Genomic DNA, 20,969 nt, shown 5'->3' with positions numbered 1-20,969 from the left:
TTGAAGTAAACCGATAAACAACTCGATAGCACCGTTTATCGGTTTACTATTTCAAATTACTCATTAATTAACTAATAACTAGCCATAAACCAACAAATTCATAGCCACTGAGTTGTTCAAAGAGTTCAGCTGTTGGATTACCCCAATCATTATCACGAACTCCGGTGGCGGGATCGTAATAAAGTCCGTCGGAACCACGAGCTAACATGTGAAGAGCTTGCGGGCCGGAAGCCACACAAATCAATTGTACTTGCCCATGAACCGGCTCTACATAAACAGCATCCGTATGTACATTTGGCTCCCCTACCACCGCCACACAGGCAGCTTGCTCAGCTGGATACAACGCCCCCAAGGCATATAAGCCAGCAGCGGTGATATTCACCGATACCACCCGTGCGAAATCTATCGCCACAGCAGCCATTGCCGCAGGTGAGTTATATCCGCCACCCGAAACGTTTGCCCCACCATCGGGGTTAAGTATCCCAGTCAGACCATAGATCTTATCCTTAGCGTTAATAAAATCATCGTCTTGTTGAATGACATTATTATTTTCTCCATAAGTGATAATGGTACTTTCCGGCCACAGTGCAAATGCAGCCAATGTGGCAGTTAATGCATAAGCACCACACTCATTACTGAGCGGTGGCTGAGTCAGTTGACTAACAGGATTCGGAAATTGGCCCAATAATAGATTTAGCGAAATACTGGTTGTTAGATTAGGCATATAGCCTCCTCATAGAAATAATAAATAGGGGAGTACAGGTACGGCACTGTTGATCAGGCAGGCCGTACACGCGTGTTTTTATCAAGCAGCGCTAACCGTCCAGGTGCCCTGAGGGTTATAAGTAACATTGAATGCGGTCACACCTTGGGTGGTATCACATATCGCGGACCCAACTGAAGACGTAGAGAAGTTAATAACCGTCCCCGCCTGATAGGTACCCGTTTGGACATAAAAACTCAGCACTGGCTGACAATCGATATTTTTGCTTGGTTCTGCATTGATGAAACTCGACAGTACGCTACTGCCACTGGCACTTTGCACCGCCAACCCCGCGTTAAATACATCTGTGACGGGGTTAAATGCAGGAGTGACAATACGATAAGCACCAGGTTGCACCCCCTCGGTATAAGTCGCAGGAGACAGACCAAGAGAAGGATCAACCGACATTACCGTGGTGTTTGCTGTTTGTACTCCAGCGGTAATAGAGGTCAAATCGACAGGCTGGCTTGAGGTGATATATCCTGAATCTTGCCCAACCAACAAGCTTGGTAGTTGAGATTGCGCTCCAGCATAAAATTGCATTAAACATTCAAAGGTCAGTACAGAACCCGAGCTGGCAAAAGGTGATAACACTTCCTGATAAATACTGTTGGAGTAAACTTTAGCGCCACCGGTATAAATCGCCGGTTTTTGGAAGAAAAAGAAATCCTGCGCTGTCGGGCTGTTATTGATTACGTTAATTGTATATAGAGTACTCATAGTGTGTTCCTTATAAATAAGAGGGAGACATCATTAGGTAGTACATCCGATATTCGCTCTACCCACAGTACAAATTGCAACCTGTGTGCCAACTAGATAATCAATTGATTTTTAATAATTAATTAAAATCTAAGGGGTTTAAAAACACCTAGGATGGACGATACTGTCCAAGTGAGAGACGGTGATTGGTCGAAAACGTCCATGCCCCAGAATGCCGCTTCACTCCGGCTTATCCAGTTCAGCCAGCAACTGAATTGCCCGGCTGACAAAAGGTGGAACATGGTGAGAGTCGATGCTTTTCAGAATGGAAGACAGCAAGGCAACCGCTTCAGCTTTTCGTCGCGATTGCCCTAACAAACGAGCCAGTTCACTGGTAGCAATAATTTGTGCGGGAATAATACCCAACGTTTGCGCACTCGCGATGGCGCAGCGAAAGCCTTGTTCAGCGCCAACAATGTCATTCAATGCCAGTCTGGCACGGGCTTTGACGACCATCAACTCACTAAGATAGGCGCGTTCTTGATACTTAAATGCCAAGTCCAATGCCTGTGACATCAGTACATCACATTGTTGCGGCTCACCTGATTGCAGCAATAACTCGCCACGTTTCCATGCCTGGAAGGAGTGAAAAAGCTTTCCTCCTTGGCACAACAGATGGCTATCATAACCCTCAATCATATGCTGTTCAGCCTGAACATAGTCATGCTGCATGAGCAAATAACACCCCTTCAGTACCTTCCCTAACCCCTGATAAAAAGTAAATCCATATTGCTGCGCCTGCACTGCTAATTCGTGGGTCAAGCGACCTAAACTGTCACGGTCTTCGAACAAGCAAGCAAGCCACGCCGCGCCCCGTAAGGAGATAACCCGATGAAAAGCAATAATGTCTTCCCCCATAGCACGTGAGGCCAGTTTTTGGGCTACCTCTCTGGATTTTTTAAATTCACCTAGTTGAAATAAAGCCAGCCCTTTCAGGGTCAGTGCCATGCCAACCAAATCCAATCCTTGTTGATCAGCATACTCGCAAGGGGTAGTCAGTAACTTACTGCGAGCTAAACATGTTAAGACTTCTTGATTATCCCCCAACCAAAATAGGGTACTGGCAAGAGCGATATGTGCTTCACTCCATATTGACGCGGTTTTTTCAGTCAGGCCCCATTGCAGTAACTCCTGAGCCAGAGTGCGGACATGCGGTAAATCAAGGGTCACCAACTGGGCCGACCAACGCCAAAAGAGTAATCCTGCCAGCTCAGACTCATCACCTGCTTTTTTACCTAGCGCGATGGCATCATTATGATATTTAAGCGCATCATGGCTTAACCAACCATAAAGTATTTGATAGCTGATACTGAGTTGGCGATAGAGCTTGTAATGAAGCTGTCGAACCTCTTCATCCAAGGTGATTCCCAGCAGTAGTTGTAACCCTTTCTGTAAATCAACGATGGCTTCATGGTAGGCGGAGCAATTCATTAACCGCATACCTTCCTGCAAGTGTTGTAATGCTATTGGCCGTTTATCCATCCGGCCATGAATTCGCCGTTCCACTGACTTACGACTAATCCCTAATAGTTGTGCCGCTGCTGTTTTATTACCGGTAGTACGCTGCAACGCTCGGTCTATCAATAACTGCTCCACCGCAACGAGCTTATCAGCCCCCGGCAATGCCAGCATGGCATCAGCAAGCAGGTCAGATGACACTTTCACTTCGAGTTGTGAGGTTGGCATAAAGGTATCCAACACCTCACGCGTAATTAAATGGCTATCAGATAATGCCGCAAGCCTGTCGACCAGATTGCGCAACTCCCGCACATTACCCGGCCAAGGATACTGCTGTAAGTAAGACATAGCCTGGGAATTGAAAACTAACGGGTGAGTTTGTAACCCTGAGAAATAGTCAATTAATGCGGGGATATCCTCCCTTCGCTGGCTGAGAGCAGGAATATCCAGAGTAATGACACCTAAGCGGTAATAAAGGTCTTCCCTAAAAACACCACTTTTTACCTGAGCAAGTAAATTTCGGTGAGTGGCAGCGACCACTCGCCCATTAAAGTGGCGAATGTCGCTGCTGCCGATAGGCCGGAAAGTACGAGTTTCCAATGCACGCAATAACTTAGGCTGTACTGACAAAGGCATTTCACCTATTTCATCTAAAAACAGCGTGCCATTACCGACCATTTCCAGATGACCACGCCGATCGCCAGAGGCACCAGTAAACGCACCTTTGACATGACCAAATAGCTCAGCTTCAACCAAATGCTCAGGGATTGCGCCACAGTTGAGATCAATAAATGGAGCTGAAGGATTTTTGCTACGTTGGTGTATCAGTTGGGCAATAACTTCTTTTCCACACCCAGTAGGGCCACAAATCAGTAAAGTTTGTTGTGATGGCGCAACCCGGTCAACTAAACGTAAAAGTTGCTTAAATGCTGCGGATGAACCAATAACATTAATTGATGTTTTCTCATTACATACCATCATAACTCCCTCCTTGACACCAAGGATGGGGAATCAAAATCGAACCATCTGGAGGTGATTGCTGTGATTCAAAAAGAAATAAGACAAGTATCTACGCATGATTTTATTTAATTATATCAATCATATTTAGTATATTGGTCAGTGGGTAACACTGAGAAAATTACTTTTTGATTCGCCTCCAAAAAATGATCAATCAGAAACATGAATATATAACTGTAAGTTATCTATTGAATATTGCACATACCACAGCAAAGAATTCGATAAATTAGTGCGAGGGGTCACAGGAAAAGAATGTATAGATAGAAAGCGGGAGGATAAAAGAAAGTTATAAATGTACACCCGCTCATCTGTTATCAGTAAAGCGGGCATAGCGGAGGGCGTGAATTAACTCACGGCATCCTCTCCAGCAGCAACTGGCAACACCATGTAAGTTCCTGAAAAAACAGCACCAGCATCTTCATCACCGAATAGATTCACGTCTAACTGCACTCTGGCACGACGGCCACGGGCCAATCTATCCAGATCACCACTCAGGGAGCTTAGCTCAGCCACTGCCCGGGGCCGACCAGTAACCGGCGCACTGTAACGAATGTGGGCATCAGCGAGAATAATCGTGCCGCCCAAATGGCGCTCACGCAATAATAGCCAAATCAAGCCCCAGCCCGTCAGGGTCGCCAACGAAAAAAGGCTACCAGCAAATAAGGTATGGTGAGGATTTTGATTACCCGCCTCTGGCATGGTAGTGACAAAACGCTGGCCGGTATATTGGCTGATGCGCACCCCCATTTTTTCACTAAGCGGAATATGGTCGTACCAGGCTTGCTGCAACTGACCGCACCAATCAGGGCGATGCAGAATATCGTCCATGGTCACAACCGGTTTTATCATTAAAAAGTGGCGCACAGGTGTGGTTTGCGGGGCGGTTATTTCCCCCTGGCTGACAAAGCCCAGCTTGGCGAAGAAATCTACCGCATCTTCACGCGCGCTACACACAACTCGCTTCACCCCCTCCTGCCGCGCAACTGACTCTAAGGTCATTGCCACCAGCGTTCCCAAACCTTTGGCGCGCACTGATGGGTCAACGGCCAAAAAACGAATCGCAGCCTCATTATCTGCATTGATATATAACCGCCCAATAGCGACAGGTTTACCCTGCTCATCCACCACCATTTGATGATGGGCCATCGCATCATAAGCATCTTTCTCTGAGCCAACCGGTTGGTGCAACGGCTTGCGTAACATTTCCCAGCGGAATTGATAATAATCTTTGAGTTCTTGTTCTGTTATGGGCACACGCAAGTGATACATAGAAGCATTCTCTCTTTAAAATTATCAATAAAATAACCCTCAGTTTTGGGCACTATTCTGCCTCTAGACCTGTAACCAGAAAGTCACTGGGCCATCGTTTACCAAACTGACTTTCATATCTGCGGCAAATAATCCCGTTTCCGTTTTTACACCACGCTCACGACACTGGGCAACAAAATACTGATAAAGCCGATCAGCTTCTGCCGGAACTGCACCACGGGAAAAGCTTGGTCTCATGCCTTTTTGCGTATCTGCCACTAGTGTAAATTGCGAGACGACTAGCACACTGCCACCAGCTTGCAGGACGTTGAGATTCATTTTATCGTTCTCATCGCCAAAAATCCGGTACCCCAAAACCTTTTCACATAGACGCTGTGCTTTTTGCTCGGTGTCCTCTTGTTCGACCCCCAGCAATATCAATAATCCAGGCCCAATCTCACCGACAATATTCCCATCTACGACAACACTGGCGCTAAGCGCCCGTTGAATCAACGCAATCATAATGCCTTACATCTCCTGACTCTGGTTTTCCTCAATGACCACTTTAGACCGCTGTGCTCGATACTCACCCAAGGTCACGGTGATTTCTGCCCCCAGTAACACGATGCACCAACTCCAGTAAACCCAAAGGAATAAGATGGGGATAACCGCCAGCACCCCGTAAATCAACTGATAAGACGGAAACAGCGTGATATACATCGTGAATCCTTTCTTACCCAATTCGAAGAGCAATGCAGCCACCAGCGCACCAATAAGTGCATCCCGGGCAGGCACCCGTACTGTCGGAACCACACTGTACAATAACCAAAAAGAAACCCAGGAAATCAAGAGAGGAAATAGCCGTAATGTCTCATCAATCATGCTGTCTACCTGGGCATTTGCCAGCCATTGCAATGAAAGCAGGTATGAGCTGATCACCATACTGGCCCCGACGAGAATTGGCCCTAATGTCAGTACCATCCAATAAACGGCAAATGAAAACACCAGTGACCGGTGAACCTTACTGCGCCAGATAATGTTAAGCACACTGTCGACGGAGTAAATCAGCAGCAGTGCTGTCACAATCAAGCCGCAGGTGCCCACCACCGTCATACGATTTGAGTTGGCAACAAACTGCTCAAGGTAGTTTTGGATAATATCGCCAGTGGCAGGCATAAAATTGGCAAATATGAAGGCTTTCAATTTTATGCTGATATCAGCAAACATGGGAAAAGCCGCGAACAGAGCAAAAATCACAGTGACCAATGGCACTAGAGAAAGTAATGACACATACGCCAGATGCCCAGCCAGCATGGTTAACCCATCTTTATCTATTCGGGTGTAAAGCATTCGCCCGAACGTAATGTAGGGTTTTAAAGATGCAGATAAGCGAAAACGCAGAAAACTCGCCATGTTTATCTCTCAGTCAATACCGGTGTTTAGGCTCGGTTATGGGTTAGCGTGATATTTAAGGCTAACCCATTAACGTCTGGAGTAAGAACTTATCAGGGAAAATAAGCAGGAATAACCTTTCGGTCTATGACATGAATTGCGGTGATACCTACAATTCTGGCTGCAACAACATTTGCTTCAACATCATCAAAGAATACCGCCTGCTCCGCCGGGATGTTTTCCGCACTCAGCACATGCTGATAAATTCTCGCTTCCGGCTTGCGCATGCCCAAATCCTGGGACAGATACATATGGTCAGCGGCAGCCACCACTTCAGGGTAATGTTGGGGCCAGTGATTACAATGCAGCCGGTTAGTATTGGATAACACCACCACCCGATGCCCTTCCTGACGCAACTTTTGCATAATGGCGATCACTTCCGGGCGCAAAGCGACAAATACCGCCTGCCAGCCTTCGGCAAACTGTTCAAAACTTAGAGATAGCCCCATCTCATCACTGAGCTGGTGAGCAAACTCTTCATCGCTAATTTCACCGCGCTCATGCTGCTGGAAGACCTCGCCCATGGTAAACCGCTCACTCAACGTCGCCAGCGGGACACTGCTTAATTTGCTCCAAACGCCCAATACGCGTTTGAAGTCGATATCGACAATCACATTACCTAGATCAAAGATATACAGCATGGCGCTCTCCCAATTAGATGGTGAGTTTCACTGTAACGGGAAAAGGGAAAACTGAACAGAGAGAGGAAGAAAAAGGAGGGGTCAGTCAGGAAAAATAATATTTTTATAACAATGGCAAAAAAATAGGATGTATCCTCAAAAACCTTGGAGTTGCAACAAGGCAGCAAGTGAACTTATCCCGATGAGCTTACTCAGGTAAGTGATTCGGGTTAGTAAGCGAAGCTAACACAGTTGCAGCTTCAAGGGTGCGGCGAATAGAACTCAGGGCGCAGCTAGCGCCCTAAGTATCAGCAGTACCAAGAAGAATTAACCTTCTTTAGGACCACGACCTGCACGCTTACGATCGTTTTCCGTCAAGTGACGCTTACGGATACGAATTGATTGCGGGGTAACTTCTACCAATTCATCGTCATCGATGAATTCCAGTGCCTGTTCAAGAGTTTTCTTCAAGAAAGGAACCAGAGTGGTTGCTTCGTCAGTACCGGATGCACGCATGTTGGTCAGTTGCTTACCGGTCAGGCAGTTTACAGTCAGGTCGTTAGAACGTGAGTGAATACCGATGATCTGGCCTTCATACACTTCAGTCGCGTGACCAATAAACAGCTTGCCGCGGTCTTGCAGTTTGTACAGTGCGAATGCCACAGCTTTACCCTGACCGTTAGAGATCAGTACGCCGTTTTGACGTTGGCCGATCTCGCCTGGACGCACATCATCGTAGTGACTGAATGTGGAGTACAGCAGACCAGTACCAGAAGTCATAGTCATGAATTCAGTACGGAAGCCAATCAGGCCACGGCTTGGGATCATATAATCCAGACGAATACGACCTTTGCCGTCTGGAACCATGTCCTTCACGTCACCCTTACGCTCACCCATGGCTTGCATTACTGCGCCCTGGTGCTGTTCTTCGATATCCAGAGTTACGCTTTCAAATGGTTCTTGATTACGGCCGTCGATAACACGGTTGATAACTTTAGGACGGGAAACAGCCAGCTCGAAACCTTCGCGGCGCATGTTTTCGATCAGAACCGACAGGTGAAGTTCACCACGGCCTGATACGCGGAATGCGTCAGCATCTTCAGTTTCTTCAACACGCAGTGCTACGTTATGAATCAGCTCTTTGTTCAAACGGTCAAGGATCTGACGTGAAGTCACGTACTTGCCTTCTTTACCACAGAACGGAGAGGTGTTAACGCAGAAATACATAGTAACAGTTGGTTCATCAACAGACAGTGCTGGCAATGCTTCAACAGCATTCACATCACAGATAGTGTCAGAGATGTTCAACTCGCCCAAACCGGTGATAGCAACGATATCACCAGCTTCAGCCATAGTTGCTTCGATACGTTCCAGACCCATATGGCCCAGTACTTTAGCGATTTTACCGTTGCGGGTCTTACCTTCGCTATCGATAACAGTAACTTGCTGGTTAGGCTTAACAACACCACGTTTGATACGGCCGATGCCGATAACACCTACGTAGTTGTTGTAGTCCAACTGGGAGATTTGCATCTGCAATGGACCAGTGCTGTCTACGTCTGGTGCAGGCACATGGTCGATGATTGCCTGATACAGCGGAGTCATGTCTGCCGACATATCATTGTGGTCTTCGCCCGCAATACCCATCAATGCTGATGCGTAAATGATAGGGAAGTCCAGTTGTTCGTCAGTGGCATCCAGGTTTACGAACAGGTCGAACACCTGATCGACAACCCAATCTGGACGCGCGCCAGGACGGTCAACTTTGTTGATAACCACGATTGGTTTCAGACCATGAGCAAAGGCTTTCTTGGTCACGAAACGGGTCTGCGGCATCGGGCCATCCATTGCATCGACGACCAGCAGCACAGAGTCAACCATAGACATTACACGCTCAACCTCACCACCGAAATCGGCGTGTCCTGGGGTATCCACGATGTTGATGCGGTAGTCTTTCCAGTTAATGGCGGTATTTTTCGCGAGGATGGTTATCCCACGCTCTTTCTCCAAATCGTTGGAGTCCATTACACGTTCAGTTGCTTCAGCACGTTCACCGAACGTACCAGATTGTTGTAGCAACTTATCAACCAGGGTAGTTTTCCCATGGTCAACGTGCGCAATAATGGCGATGTTACGCAGATTCTCGATCACAGCTTTTTTGCCTCAGGCATTTAGAAATAGCGCGCTATTGTACACGTATTAAGCGAGGGACTAAACAAGATCACAAACTTCTCTTATAAACAACCTGACGGCGGTTAGTTTGTGATCCCTTTCACGGTGCAAAAATAGCCTCTCGGCCCACCTTTGCACCAATACAGTGCCCAACGACGCAAATGAAGCACCAAAATAGTGCAATATAACTATCCTGGTGCATACTGAATATCAGCAGACCCCTATGATATGGCATAAACGGGGCGTTTGGAAAGTTGGCATAGATTTCGCAACAGACTTTATGACGCAGTTTAGCATGAATAACGGTCATGAAAAATCAGCATGAGCGTTAGCCTGAATAAAAAGATAACTGAACACCCAAACGATAATCGTTCCACGACGACTATGACAAATCCAGGAGATATAAGTATGTCCGCTGAACATGTTTTGACGATGCTGAATGAGCACGAAGTGAAATTTGTTGATTTGCGCTTCACCGATACCAAAGGGAAAGAGCAGCACATCACTATTCCGGCTCATCAGGTCAACGCTGACTTCTTCGAAGAAGGCAAAATGTTTGATGGCTCCTCGATTGGTGGCTGGAAAGGCATTAACGAATCCGACATGGTACTGATGCCAGACGCCAGCACCGCTGTTATGGATCCGTTCTTCGAAGATTCCACACTGATTATCCGTTGTGACATTCTTGAGCCAGGTACCCTGCAAGGCTATGATCGCGACCCACGTTCAATCTCAAAACGCGCAGAAGAATTCCTGAAATCTTCAGGTATTGCAGATACCGTGCTGTTTGGGCCAGAACCAGAATTCTTCCTGTTTGACGATGTTCGTTTTGGTAGCAGCATCCGTGGCTCTCATGTCGCTATCGATGACATCGAAGGCGCATGGAACTCCAGCACCAAATACGAAGGCGGCAACAAAGGCCACCGTCCGGCAGTGAAAGGCGGTTACTTCCCAGTTCCTCCGGTTGATTCTTCACAGGACCTGCGTTCTACCATGTGTCTGACCATGGAAGAAATGGGCCTGGTAGTAGAAGCGCATCACCATGAAGTGGCTACCGCAGGTCAGAACGAAGTGGCTACTCGCTTCAATACCATGACCAAGAAAGCCGATGAAATTCAGATCTACAAATATGTGGTGCACAACGTGGCACACGCATTCGGCAAAACTGCGACCTTTATGCCAAAACCAATGTTTGGTGATAATGGTTCAGGCATGCACTGCCATATGTCGTTGTCCAAGAACGGTACTAACCTGTTCGCCGGTGACAAATATGCTGGCCTGTCTGAAATGGCGCTGTTCTACATCGGCGGTATCATCAAGCACGCAAAAGCAATTAACGCCTTGGCTAACCCAACGACTAACTCCTACAAGCGTTTGGTCCCAGGCTACGAAGCTCCGGTCATGTTGGCATACTCTGCCCGTAACCGTTCAGCTTCTATCCGTATTCCAGTGGTTGCCAGCCCGAAAGCGCGTCGTATTGAAGCACGCTTCCCGGATCCAGCCGCTAACCCATACTTGTGCTTCGCAGCACTGCTGATGGCTGGCCTTGATGGCATCATCAACAAAATTCACCCAGGTGATGCGATGGACAAAAACCTGTATGACTTGCCACCGGAAGAAGAAGCAGAAATTCCAAAAGTTGCAGGTTCACTGGACGAAGCTATGGCTGCACTGAACGAAGACCGCGAGTTCCTGACCCGTGGTGGCGTGTTCACTGACGACGCTATCGATGCTTATATCGAACTGCGTAAAGAAGAAATGGACCGCGTTCGTATGACTCCGCACCCAGTTGAGTTCGAACTGTATTACAGCGTTTAATTTTAGTTTACCCAATAGATTTCAAGGTGTAGGAAGGCGGCAAGCGAGAGAATCCCGATGAGCTTACACCAGTAAGTGATTCGGGTGAGTGAGAGCAGCCAACACACCTACAACTTGAAAGATGAAGGGTTGTTGCCGTGGAAACTTTTGGCCCATCTTCGGATGGGCTTTTTTCTCCACTTTTCGTTTTCGTCATATTTCCTCTGGCTCAGTCACGACTGAACCGATTAGGATGTATTCACCAAAAGAGTGCAGGAGTCTGCGTAATGGCAACAGGCACGCTGCCCGATGCTGGGCAGATCCTTAATTCTCTCATTAATAGTATTCTGCTATTAGATGATGATTTGGCTATCCATTATGCCAATCCCGCTGCGCAGCAACTTCTGGCGCAAAGCTCTCGTAAACTTTTTGGTACACCCCTGCCCGATTTATTAGGCTATTTTTCTCTTAATATCGACCTGATGCGGGAAAGTCTGATCGCCGGTCAAGGTTTTACCGATAACGAGGTGACCGTAGTTGTTGATGGCCGCGCGCATATTTTGTCGCTGACAGCACAATCACTGCCAGAAGGTTTTATATTGCTGGAAATGGCGCCGATGGATAATCAGCGTCGGTTAAGCCAAGAACAATTACAACATGCACAGCAAGTCGCAGCCCGTGATCTGGTTCGTGGGCTGGCTCATGAGATTAAGAACCCGTTAGGTGGCTTACGGGGGGCAGCACAATTATTGTCTAAAGCATTGCCTGATCCGGCATTGTTGGAATATACCAAAGTGATCATTGAGCAGGCAGACCGCTTGCGTAACTTAGTTGATCGCTTATTAGGCCCACAACGGCCCGGTCAACACATCACACAAAGTATCCATCAGGTTGCTGAACGGGTTTGTCAGTTAGTCTCGCTGGAAAAACCAGATAATGTGACGTTAATCCGTGACTATGACCCAAGCTTGCCTGAACTGGCCCATGATCCAGACCAAATTGAACAAGTGTTGCTGAATATCACTCGCAATGCATTACAGGCTTTGGGGGGAGCTGGCGGCACTATTACGCTGCGCACCCGTACTGCGTTTCAGATAACACTGCATGGTATGCGCTATCGTTTGAGCGCTCGCATTGATATTGAAGATGACGGTCCGGGCGTTCCAACGCAATTACAAGATACCGTGTTCTATCCGATGGTAAGTGGTCGCGAGGGGGGAACTGGCCTTGGCTTGTCTATCGCCCGTAATCTTATCGATCAACATTCGGGTAAAATTGAATTCAACAGTTGGCCGGGACATACCGAATTCTCGGTTTACCTGCCTATTCGCCAGTGAGGTTTCTATGCAACGAGGGATAGTCTGGATCGTCGATGACGATAGCTCCATCCGCTGGGTGCTTGAACGTGCACTGACTGGAGCAGGTCTGAACTGTGCAACCTTCGATACCGGTAACCAGGTGTTGGATGCACTCGCGACACAAACCCCGGATGTGTTGTTATCGGATATTCGCATGCCTGGCATGGACGGGTTAGCCCTGCTGAAACAGATTAAGCAGCGCCACCCGATGCTCCCGGTCATCATAATGACGGCACATTCTGATTTAGATGCTGCGGTCAGTGCCTATCAGCAAGGGGCTTTTGATTACCTGCCTAAACCTTTTGATATTGATGAAGCCGTAGCTCTGGTTGAGCGGGCTATCAGCCATTATCAGGAGCAGCAGCAACCGGCACGCAGCCAACCAGCCAGCGGCCCAACCGCTGATATCATTGGCGAAGCACCGGCGATGCAAGACGTTTTCCGTATCATCGGCCGCTTATCTCGTTCTTCTATTAGTGTGCTGATTAACGGTGAGTCGGGTACCGGTAAAGAGTTAGTGGCCCATGCGTTACATCGCCACAGCCCACGGGCTAAAGCGCCGTTTATCGCGCTGAATATGGCGGCGATCCCGAAAGATTTAATTGAATCTGAATTATTCGGCCACGAGAAAGGTGCCTTTACCGGCGCGAATCAAGTGCGCCAAGGTCGTTTTGAACAAGCCGATGGCGGCACACTGTTTTTAGATGAAATCGGTGATATGCCATTGGATGTACAGACCCGCCTGCTACGCGTGCTGGCTGATGGTCAGTTTTATCGCGTCGGGGGTTACGCACCGGTCAAAGTAGATGTTCGTATTATTGCCGCTACCCACCAAAATCTGGAGCTGCGTGTTCAGGAAGGTAAATTCCGTGAGGATTTATTCCATCGTCTGAATGTGATTCGGGTACATCTGCCACCGCTGCGTGAACGTCGTGAAGACATTCCGCGTTTGGCTCGTTACTTCTTGCAAGTGGCGGCTAAAGAGTTAGGTGTGGAAGCCAAAAATCTGCACCCTGAGACCGAAGTGGCGCTAACCCGTCTGCCTTGGCAGGGTAACGTGCGCCAACTGGAAAACACCTGTCGCTGGCTGACGGTGATGGCTGCCGGGCAGGAAGTACTGACTCAAGATTTACCTTCTGAATTGTTTGAAACCAGCACGCCAGATGCTTCAGGTCAGCGGACGCCGGACAACTGGGCAACCCTATTGGCACAATGGGCTGAACGCGCCCTACGTTCCGGTCATCAGGATCTGTTATCTGAGGCACAGCCGGAAATGGAGCGCACGCTGTTAACCACGGCATTACGCCATACTCAAGGTCATAAGCAAGAAGCGGCACGTCTGCTGGGTTGGGGCCGCAACACCTTAACGCGGAAGTTAAAAGAGCTGGGAATGGAGTAGTTGGGAGAAAGAGAGTAATTCCTGCCTAAATTCCCCCTCAAGGTAATGTTGACCATTGAGGGGGACATCATCAGATCACGCGTGAAAACTGCTGCTTGCGCGCCTGTTTCCGTAAATAGATATCGAAACACATACAAATATTACGAATCAGTAAGCGCCCGCGCGGTGTTACCCGAATGCCTTTATCATCCCGCTCCACCAGCCCATCGTGTTCGAAAGGCGCTAGTAGCTCAAAATCTTCAGCAAAATAATCTGCAAAACGAATACCATACTGCTGCTCAATCGGCTGATAACTGATTTGGAAATTACAAATCAGCGTTTTAATCACATCACGGCGCAAGCAATCATCTTCAGTCATCGCCAAACCACGCCACAGCGCATTGCCACGCTGCTCCACGCAGGAATAGTAAGTCTTTAAATCTTTTTCATTCTGCGCATAGCTGTCACCCAACATGCTGATAGCAGAAACCCCCAAACCGAGTAAATCACTGTCGCCTTGGGTGGTATAACCTTGGAAATTACGGTGTAATTCACCTTCACGCTGCGCAATGGCTAATTCATCATCTGGCCGGGCAAAATGATCCATACCAATAAATTGATAGCCAGACTCAGTTAAGAAACTGATGGTGTGCTGCAAAATATCTAGCCGCTGTTCGGCGCTCGGCAGATCGGCATCTTTAATTTTACGTTGAGCGGCGAACAGACTCGGTAAATGTGCGTAATTGAACACACTCAGGCGATCAGGATTCAGCTCTGCCACCCGTTTGAGGGTAAAAGCAAAACTCTCTGGTGTCTGTTTTGGCAAACCATAAATCAAATCGATATTGGTTGAGTTAAAACCAAGGGCTTTAGCGCGGGCAATCAGGGCAAAGATAAAATCCTCATCCTGCTCACGATTAACCAGCCGTTGAACCTCTTTATTAAAATCTTGCACCCCCATGCTTAGGCGGTTAAACCCCTCAGCACGCAGGTGATCAAGGACATCCAGTTCAATTTCACGTGGGTCTACTTCTATTGATTGCTCAGCACCGGGCAGGAAATCAAAGTTTTCACGTAGCAGATTCATCAGGTGGGTAATTTGTATTTTATTCAGGTAAGTGGGCGTACCACCGCCCCAGTGCATCTGGCTAACCTGACGCCCAACAAATAACGCCGCACGCTGGCGGATCTCTTTTTCCAAGACCGCCAGATACTCATCAGCTTTATGCTGTTGCCGCGTCACCAGCTTATTGCAGCCGCAGAAATAACACAGCTTATGGCAAAACGGGATATGCACGTACAGCGACAAAGGCCGTTGTGGGTAACGCTTCACTGCCTGTTGAAAAGCAGATTCATTATAATCTTCACTGAATTCAAGCGCAGTGGGGTACGACGTATAGCGCGGCCCTGAATAATTATATTTTTGAATCAGGGATAAATCCCAAACTATAGCCTGCTCAGACATGTTCATTCCTTCCGATATTTGCGCCTACCGGGCCGGTTAGAGGGCAGATGTTTTCGTTGTCTGGCCGCAGTAGCACTGCGCAACCGCTTTCTTCGTTGCGACAGTAGCCATAGTTTACCCAATAACCACACTAGATAACATGTAAGCAGTAGGGCTATTATCAGGATCACCCAATTCATGGTTTAAAATGTATCTTTTGGGTTACCGCGTTTCAGCAATTGCAAAATGTCTTCCTGCTTTTCTTCTGGCGCTTCGTCATCTTCATCGTCGCCCAATTCAATACCCAATTGTTCCATTAGGGCATCAATACGATCCAACGTCAGATCAACATAAGCCTGATCTTCTTTGCTCAATACTTCATCATTATCCAGACGATCCAGCAATGCATCCAGACGCTCATCGTTTTCCAGCTTAGACAGCTCTTCTTCCGGCGTCAGACGTGGCTTAGCTTCAACTTTAGCCACCGGCTTAGTGGTTGGCTTAGCTTTAACCTTACTCTCAACCACCAGCGGCACGGGTACTTTACTGCCGATACGTGGATCTTTCTCTTGAGTCTCGGACTGGCCCTTCTTATTGCTGCCTTCTACATTGGTTCTCGCCCCTGAGCGATTGCCACTATGTTTCTTCTGACGTTTACGCTCGCGAGCTTCAATATCAAGCTCTACACGGGTCTTTCTAATACGCTTAGGCGTCGCGGTACCTTTCGGGGCCGCAATATTCGCGCGTGGTGCTTTATTTGGCTGCTTCATAACCTGTGCTCTTAAATGGGTAAATAAGTATGGGATCGGATTTAGTATAGGATTGGGCCGGAATCTAGCAGAAAGAAGAGAAAGAAAAAAGGCGGCAGATTAACCTGTCGCCCTTTTTCGCATCTTCTGCGGAAGGATATCCTTACAGCACACTCCCTGCACTGACATAACAACCGGATATCTCCCTCCTGCAATGCGCCATCCTTGCCATATCTGCGGCCCTCAAGGCAACTCAACCAGCGCGCCTGCCAGTATACCTGAACCCTGTTACTTGAAGGGTATAAAAGATAAACCCCCTTTTTTTTGCCTGATGCAGTTATAATCGCTGCATGTAAGCTATCTCTCACGGAGACGACAAATTTTGACTATTAGAAACTATAACTATCACATGACCCACTTCGTCATCAGTGCTCCGGATATCCGCCATCTGCCACGTGATGAAGGTATTGAGGTGGCATTTGCTGGCCGTTCAAATGCCGGTAAATCGAGTGCACTTAATACGTTAACTAACCAGAAAAGTCTGGCCAGAACCAGTAAAACACCCGGCCGTACTCAGCTAATTAACCTATTTGAAGTCGTTGACGGTATTCGTCTGGTTGACTTACCGGGCTATGGCTATGCTGAAGTCCCGGAAGAGATGAAACTCAAATGGCAACGCGCGCTGGGTGAGTATTTGCAAAAGCGTAACTGTCTGAAAGGATTAGTTGTGTTGATGGATATTCGCCATCCACTGAAAGATTTAGATCAGCAGATGATTACCTGGGCGGTTGCGGTTGGCACCCCGGTTCTATTATTGCTGACCAAAGCGGATAAGCTGGCTTCGGGCGCCCGTAAGACTCAATTGAACATGGTGCGAGAAGCGATTATTCCATTTATGGGTGATATTCAGGTTGAAGCTTTCTCTTCTTTGAAGAAGATTGGCGTCGAAAAACTACGGGAAAAACTGGATACCTGGTTTAGCGAGATACCACCAGAAGTTATGATTGATGATTATGACGATGAAGGTGAGTGAGTAAGCGCTAACAGCAGCCCGCAAGGGCTGTTATCCCCAAGGGTGATGTTTTATATCGCCCTGAGTTAATACCTGCCAATACCACTTCCCCCTAGAGTAAAAAAATCATCAACCCGTATTTTCACGGGTAATGCCGGGCTGTTTTCCTATCGGTTCGCGAAAAGTGCTCACAAATCCCAATAAAAAACGCCCCAGTCAATAAATGACTGGGGCGGCTAATATATAGCCAAATCCGATTACGTGAAGTAAAAGGTCTGAAAGATAGAACATCTTACCTCTGTACCCTACGTCTGTAACTCTACATCATTTTTTCGCGGGGCAAAAGAATTTTTTGTTGTATAGTTACACAAATTGGCACGATTCAGCGCACATCTTCCCCGCATAATGGCGGATAAATGTAGCTTAATTACATAAAATGCTTTATTTATCGCCACTTACCCACAAAGCTAGTGAGCCTGGTCCCAGTTATCACCAACACCGACATCCACCTTCAGTGGTACCGCCAGTTGCATACTCTGCTCCATCAGTTCACGAATCTTTTGTTCCGCGCTTTCCAATACACTTTCATGCACTTCAAACACCAATTCATCGTGTACCTGCATGATTACCCGCACCAATGGTTCTGGTTCCTGTTGTAACCAGGCATCCACTGCAATCATTGCCCGTTTGATAATATCAGCGGCGGTACCTTGCATTGGCGCATTGATAGCTTCACGTTCAGCAGCTTTACGGCGAGTTGCATTACGAGAATGAATGTCTGGCAAATAGAGGCGACGGCCATCCAGCGTGGTGACATAACCTTGATCGGCGGCTTGCTTACGTGTGCGCTCCATGTATTCCAACACACCGGGATAGCGCTCAAAATAGAGATCCATGTAGCGCTGCGCCTCTCCACGGGGAATGCTTAGCTGCCGCGCCAGACCAAAAGCGCTCATACCATAAATAAGACCAAAGTTAATCGCCTTGGCACTGCGGCGTTGTTCAGTTGTGACCTTTTCTAGTGGCATACCAAAGACTTCCGCAGCTGTCGCACGGTGGATATCTTTTCCCGCAGCAAATGCAGCTAATAGCCCTTTATCCTGCGACAAGTGCGCCATAATACGCAGCTCAATCTGTGAGTAGTCAGCCGCCATAATGCGATAGCCTTTAGGCGCAATAAAAGCCTGCCGTATACGACGCCCTTCTTCATTCCGCACTGGAATGTTTTGCAGGTTAGGATCACGTGAGGACAAACGCCCTGTCGCGGTCACCGCCTGGTGATAAGAGGTATGGACCCGGCCCGAAATTGGGTTAATCATCAACGGCAGCTTGTCGGTATAGGTACTTTTCAGCTTAGCCAGACCACGATATTCAAGGATCACCTTCGGCAACGGGTAATCTAATGCCAGCTCAGCCAACACTTCTTCATTAGTTGACGCGGCCCCGCCAGGGGTTTTCTTCAAGATGGGCAGTTTTTGTTTTTCGTACAAGATGGTCTGAAGCTGCTTAGGTGATGCCAGGTTGAACGGCTCTTCAGCCAATTCATGAGCCTGTTTTTCTAACTCATCAAGGCGGATAGTCAGCTCTTTTGAATGTGCGGCCAAGATATTCTGGTCAATCAAGACACCAGTACGCTCGATGCGAGACAGAATTGGCAATAGCGGCATCTCAATTTCCTGGAATACCCGCTTTAACCCTTCACTTTGTTGCAGTTTTGGCCACAGCACCAAATGCAACTGTAGCGTAACGTCGGCATCTTCTGCGGCATAAGGGCCTGCTTGTTCCAACGCAATTTGATTAAAGGTCAGTTGGTTTTTACCCTTACCGGCGATCTCTTCAAAGGTAATAGTTTTGTGGTTGAGATAACGTTCTGCCAGACTATCCATATCATGGCGACCAGCAACACTGTCTAAAACGTAAGATTCCAGCATAGTATCGAAAGCGATACCGCGCAGCTCAATGCCATAACGTGCCAGCATGCTTTGGTCAAACTTGAGATTCTGGCCAACTTTAAGGGCTTTATCGTCTTCCAGTAGTGGTTTTAGCGTGGCCAAAACCCAATCCCGGTCGAGCTGTACAGGAGAGTCCAAATAATCATGCGCCAAGGGTAAATAAGCGGCTTCGCCTGGTGCAACGGCAAAAGAGATACCAATTAAATTGCTGCTAAGCGTATCCAGGCCGTCAGTCTCAGTATCAAACGCGAAAACCTCTGCTTTTTTGAGGCGCTCAATCCACTCTACTAAGGATTTCTCATCCAAAATGGTCTGATAATTTTCTTGTGATAGTACTGCGGTGACCTCAACCGCATCAGCTGGCTCTACTGCCACAAAAGCTTTATTACTTGTTTGTGCCGTTGGCCGATCTTTTTTACCGTCCAGCCATTTGCCCGCTTCTACATCCACTAACCAGCGCTTAAATTCATAACGGCTGAATAACTGATGTAATTGATCATCATCTGGGGGGGAAACTTTTAGCTCATCACAAGTCACATCCAATTCAACATCTGTTTTAATGGTGGCTAATTTATAGGAGAGATAAGCAACATCTTTATTCTGCTCTAACTTGGCTGACATGGTTTTGGCACCACGGAATGTCAGTGTGGATATTTTATCCAAATTACTGAACAGCGCATCCAGCCCACCCAAACCTTGCAATAAAGCTTGTGCGGTCTTTTCGCCAACACCTGGAACCCCTGGAATATTGTCTGAGGAGTCCCCCATTAGTGCTAGAAAATCAATAATCAATTCAGGAGGTACACCATATTTTTCACAGACTTCCTGTGGCCCCAAAATAGCGTTATTCATTGTATTGATTAAAGTGATATTTGGCGTAACTAATTGCGCCATATCCTTATCACCGGTACTGATTAATACAGCATGACCTGCTTTTTCAGCTTCCTGCGCTAAAGTACCAATAACATCGTCGGCCTCAACACCGGAGACAACCAATAAAGGTAGCCCCATTGCCTTAACCATTTGGTGCAACGGCTCAATTTGAGCTCGCAAATCATCTGGCATCGGTGGCCGGTGGGATTTATAGTCAGCGAAAAGCTCATCACGGAATGTTTTACCTTTAGCATCGAATACTACCGCTACATGGCTAGGACGATATTGCAGCAATAGACTGCGCAACATGTTCAACACGCCGTACATCGCACCCGTTGGTTCACCGCTGCCGTTGGTCAGTGGTGGGAACGCATGGTAAGCACGATAGAGGTAAGAGGAACCGTCAACGAGGATCAATGGGTTTTCTGCAATCTGGGCCATAGGGTTTCTTCATCTTTATTCAGCAAGGTCTAACGCTAAGAATGCCATAGCTGGCGACAAGAGACGAATTTTAGCGTCCATTGTTGTGCGAAAGAGAGCATTTTTACGTAGTGATCCTGAAGATCCAATCTGTGGATAACTTTGTGAGTAAAAGCATGTGCAGATTATATCTGCTCTACTTATTTTTTAGAGGTAATATTTAAAATTATAATAATCATATAGTTACATTCATTGTTTTTTTATTTTACTGTCATTTTTTCTTTATCTAAATTGTGGATATTACTTATTCAGTTACAGTCTTAAGGTAAATAAATTCCACGGGTGGATAATTTAGTGTTCTCTCTTTTTTATTACCCACCATCAAGTCGTTTTCTCTTTTTAGCATCGCTAATATCCGTATTTATCCATCACTGAAATAAATAAATCTATCGAAAACAACATGGAAAAAAATATAAAATCAGTATTTAGTCGTATTA

At 47.2% G+C, this 20,969-nt stretch carries 15 protein-coding genes; 4 read left to right on the top strand and 11 right to left on the bottom strand.

Annotation, left to right across the window (positions count from 1 at the left end; all coding sequences use genetic code 11):
* Positions 1-67: 67 nt before the first annotated feature.
* From V2A84_RS19425 to typA, 8 genes are all read right to left on the bottom strand, one after another.
* Positions 68-724 (bottom strand): hypothetical protein, encoded by a 657-nt coding sequence (locus V2A84_RS19425; RefSeq protein WP_442849023.1) that lies wholly within the window; start codon positions 722-724, stop codon positions 68-70.
* An 81-nt stretch (positions 725-805) separates the two neighbouring features.
* Complete coding sequence (locus V2A84_RS19420; RefSeq protein WP_083161643.1) at positions 806-1,483, bottom strand: hypothetical protein; 678 nt, start codon at positions 1,481-1,483, stop codon at positions 806-808.
* Between the two features lie 219 nt (positions 1,484-1,702).
* A complete protein-coding gene (locus V2A84_RS19415) occupies positions 1,703-3,961 on the bottom strand; it encodes a sigma-54 interaction domain-containing protein (protein ID WP_083161641.1) in 2,259 nt (752 codons plus the stop codon).
* Between the two features lie 381 nt (positions 3,962-4,342).
* Complete coding sequence (fabY, locus tag V2A84_RS19410) at positions 4,343-5,266, bottom strand: fatty acid biosynthesis protein FabY (protein ID WP_083161639.1); 924 nt, start codon at positions 5,264-5,266, stop codon at positions 4,343-4,345.
* Positions 5,267-5,329: 63 nt separating this feature from the next.
* On the bottom strand, positions 5,330-5,767 hold the full coding sequence (dtd, locus tag V2A84_RS19405) for a D-aminoacyl-tRNA deacylase (protein WP_083161637.1): 438 nt from the start codon (positions 5,765-5,767) through the stop codon (positions 5,330-5,332).
* A gap of 6 nt (positions 5,768-5,773) precedes the next feature.
* Entirely contained in the window at positions 5,774-6,658 is an 885-nt protein-coding gene (locus V2A84_RS19400; protein WP_083161635.1) for a virulence factor BrkB family protein, read from the bottom strand.
* Between the two features lie 92 nt (positions 6,659-6,750).
* Positions 6,751-7,338: a glucose-1-phosphatase gene (yihX, locus tag V2A84_RS19395; RefSeq protein WP_083161633.1), complete on the bottom strand. Its 588-nt coding sequence runs from the start codon at positions 7,336-7,338 to the stop codon at positions 6,751-6,753.
* A gap of 306 nt (positions 7,339-7,644) precedes the next feature.
* Complete coding sequence (typA, locus tag V2A84_RS19390; protein ID WP_042568870.1) at positions 7,645-9,468, bottom strand: ribosome-dependent GTPase TypA; 1,824 nt, start codon at positions 9,466-9,468, stop codon at positions 7,645-7,647.
* Positions 9,469-9,897: 429 nt separating this feature from the next.
* Here typA and glnA point away from each other — a divergent pair, with 429 nt between their 5' ends.
* From glnA to glnG, 3 genes are all read left to right on the top strand, one after another.
* Complete coding sequence (glnA, locus tag V2A84_RS19385; RefSeq protein ID WP_004392048.1) at positions 9,898-11,307, top strand: glutamate--ammonia ligase; 1,410 nt, start codon at positions 9,898-9,900, stop codon at positions 11,305-11,307.
* A 266-nt stretch (positions 11,308-11,573) separates the two neighbouring features.
* Entirely contained in the window at positions 11,574-12,623 is a 1,050-nt protein-coding gene (gene glnL, locus V2A84_RS19380; protein ID WP_083161629.1) for a nitrogen regulation protein NR(II), read from the top strand.
* Between the two features lie 7 nt (positions 12,624-12,630).
* Positions 12,631-14,043, top strand: a complete 1,413-nt coding sequence (gene glnG / locus V2A84_RS19375) for a nitrogen regulation protein NR(I) (RefSeq protein WP_042568869.1) — start codon at positions 12,631-12,633, stop codon at positions 14,041-14,043.
* A gap of 70 nt (positions 14,044-14,113) precedes the next feature.
* On the opposite strand, the gene hemN is transcribed toward glnG, so the two are convergent.
* Positions 14,114-15,487 (bottom strand): oxygen-independent coproporphyrinogen III oxidase, encoded by a 1,374-nt coding sequence (gene hemN / locus V2A84_RS19370; protein WP_083161627.1) that lies wholly within the window; start codon positions 15,485-15,487, stop codon positions 14,114-14,116.
* 182 nt (positions 15,488-15,669) lie between these two features.
* Positions 15,670-16,236 carry a Der GTPase-activating protein YihI gene (yihI, locus tag V2A84_RS19365; protein WP_083161625.1) on the bottom strand — a complete coding sequence of 189 codons (567 nt, stop codon included), beginning with the start codon at positions 16,234-16,236 and terminating at the stop codon, positions 15,670-15,672.
* A 361-nt stretch (positions 16,237-16,597) separates the two neighbouring features.
* On the opposite strand from yihI, the gene yihA reads away from it, so the two are divergent.
* Complete coding sequence (yihA, locus tag V2A84_RS19360; protein WP_442849022.1) at positions 16,598-17,248, top strand: ribosome biogenesis GTP-binding protein YihA/YsxC; 651 nt, start codon at positions 16,598-16,600, stop codon at positions 17,246-17,248.
* Between the two features lie 446 nt (positions 17,249-17,694).
* Here yihA and polA read toward each other — a convergent pair whose 3' ends face one another.
* A complete protein-coding gene (gene polA / locus V2A84_RS19355) occupies positions 17,695-20,493 on the bottom strand; it encodes a DNA polymerase I (RefSeq protein ID WP_420073476.1) in 2,799 nt (932 codons plus the stop codon).
* Between the last annotated feature and the right edge of the window lie 476 nt (positions 20,494-20,969).

Source organism: Yersinia sp. 2553 StPb PI, assembly GCF_052217105.1.
In the GTDB taxonomy this organism is placed as follows: Bacteria; Pseudomonadota; Gammaproteobacteria; order Enterobacterales; family Enterobacteriaceae; genus Yersinia; species Yersinia enterocolitica_E.
Note: the sequence above shows the minus strand (reverse complement) of the source record. Positions and strands in the feature narration are given on the sequence as shown.

Excerpts from the sequence above, each read along its gene's own strand:
- V2A84_RS19425 (WP_442849023.1), bottom strand. The coding sequence starts at position 724 with ATGCCTAATCTAACAACCAGTATTTCGCTAAATCTATTATTGGGCCAA.
- yihX (WP_083161633.1), bottom strand. The coding sequence starts at position 7,338 with ATGCTGTATATCTTTGATCTAGGTAATGTGATTGTCGATATCGACTTC.
- glnG (WP_042568869.1), top strand. The coding sequence starts at position 12,631 with ATGCAACGAGGGATAGTCTGGATCGTCGATGACGATAGCTCCATCCGC.
- V2A84_RS19400 (WP_083161635.1), bottom strand. The coding sequence starts at position 6,658 with ATGGCGAGTTTTCTGCGTTTTCGCTTATCTGCATCTTTAAAACCCTAC.
- glnL (WP_083161629.1), top strand. The coding sequence starts at position 11,574 with ATGGCAACAGGCACGCTGCCCGATGCTGGGCAGATCCTTAATTCTCTC.
- V2A84_RS19415 (WP_083161641.1), bottom strand. The coding sequence starts at position 3,961 with ATGATGGTATGTAATGAGAAAACATCAATTAATGTTATTGGTTCATCC.
- V2A84_RS19420 (WP_083161643.1), bottom strand. The coding sequence starts at position 1,483 with ATGAGTACTCTATATACAATTAACGTAATCAATAACAGCCCGACAGCG.
- yihI (WP_083161625.1), bottom strand. The coding sequence starts at position 16,236 with ATGAAGCAGCCAAATAAAGCACCACGCGCGAATATTGCGGCCCCGAAA.
- dtd (WP_083161637.1), bottom strand. The coding sequence starts at position 5,767 with ATGATTGCGTTGATTCAACGGGCGCTTAGCGCCAGTGTTGTCGTAGAT.
- glnA (WP_004392048.1), top strand. The coding sequence starts at position 9,898 with ATGTCCGCTGAACATGTTTTGACGATGCTGAATGAGCACGAAGTGAAA.
- hemN (WP_083161627.1), bottom strand. The coding sequence starts at position 15,487 with ATGTCTGAGCAGGCTATAGTTTGGGATTTATCCCTGATTCAAAAATAT.
- polA (WP_420073476.1), bottom strand. The coding sequence starts at position 20,493 with ATGGCCCAGATTGCAGAAAACCCATTGATCCTCGTTGACGGTTCCTCT.
- fabY (WP_083161639.1), bottom strand. The coding sequence starts at position 5,266 with ATGTATCACTTGCGTGTGCCCATAACAGAACAAGAACTCAAAGATTAT.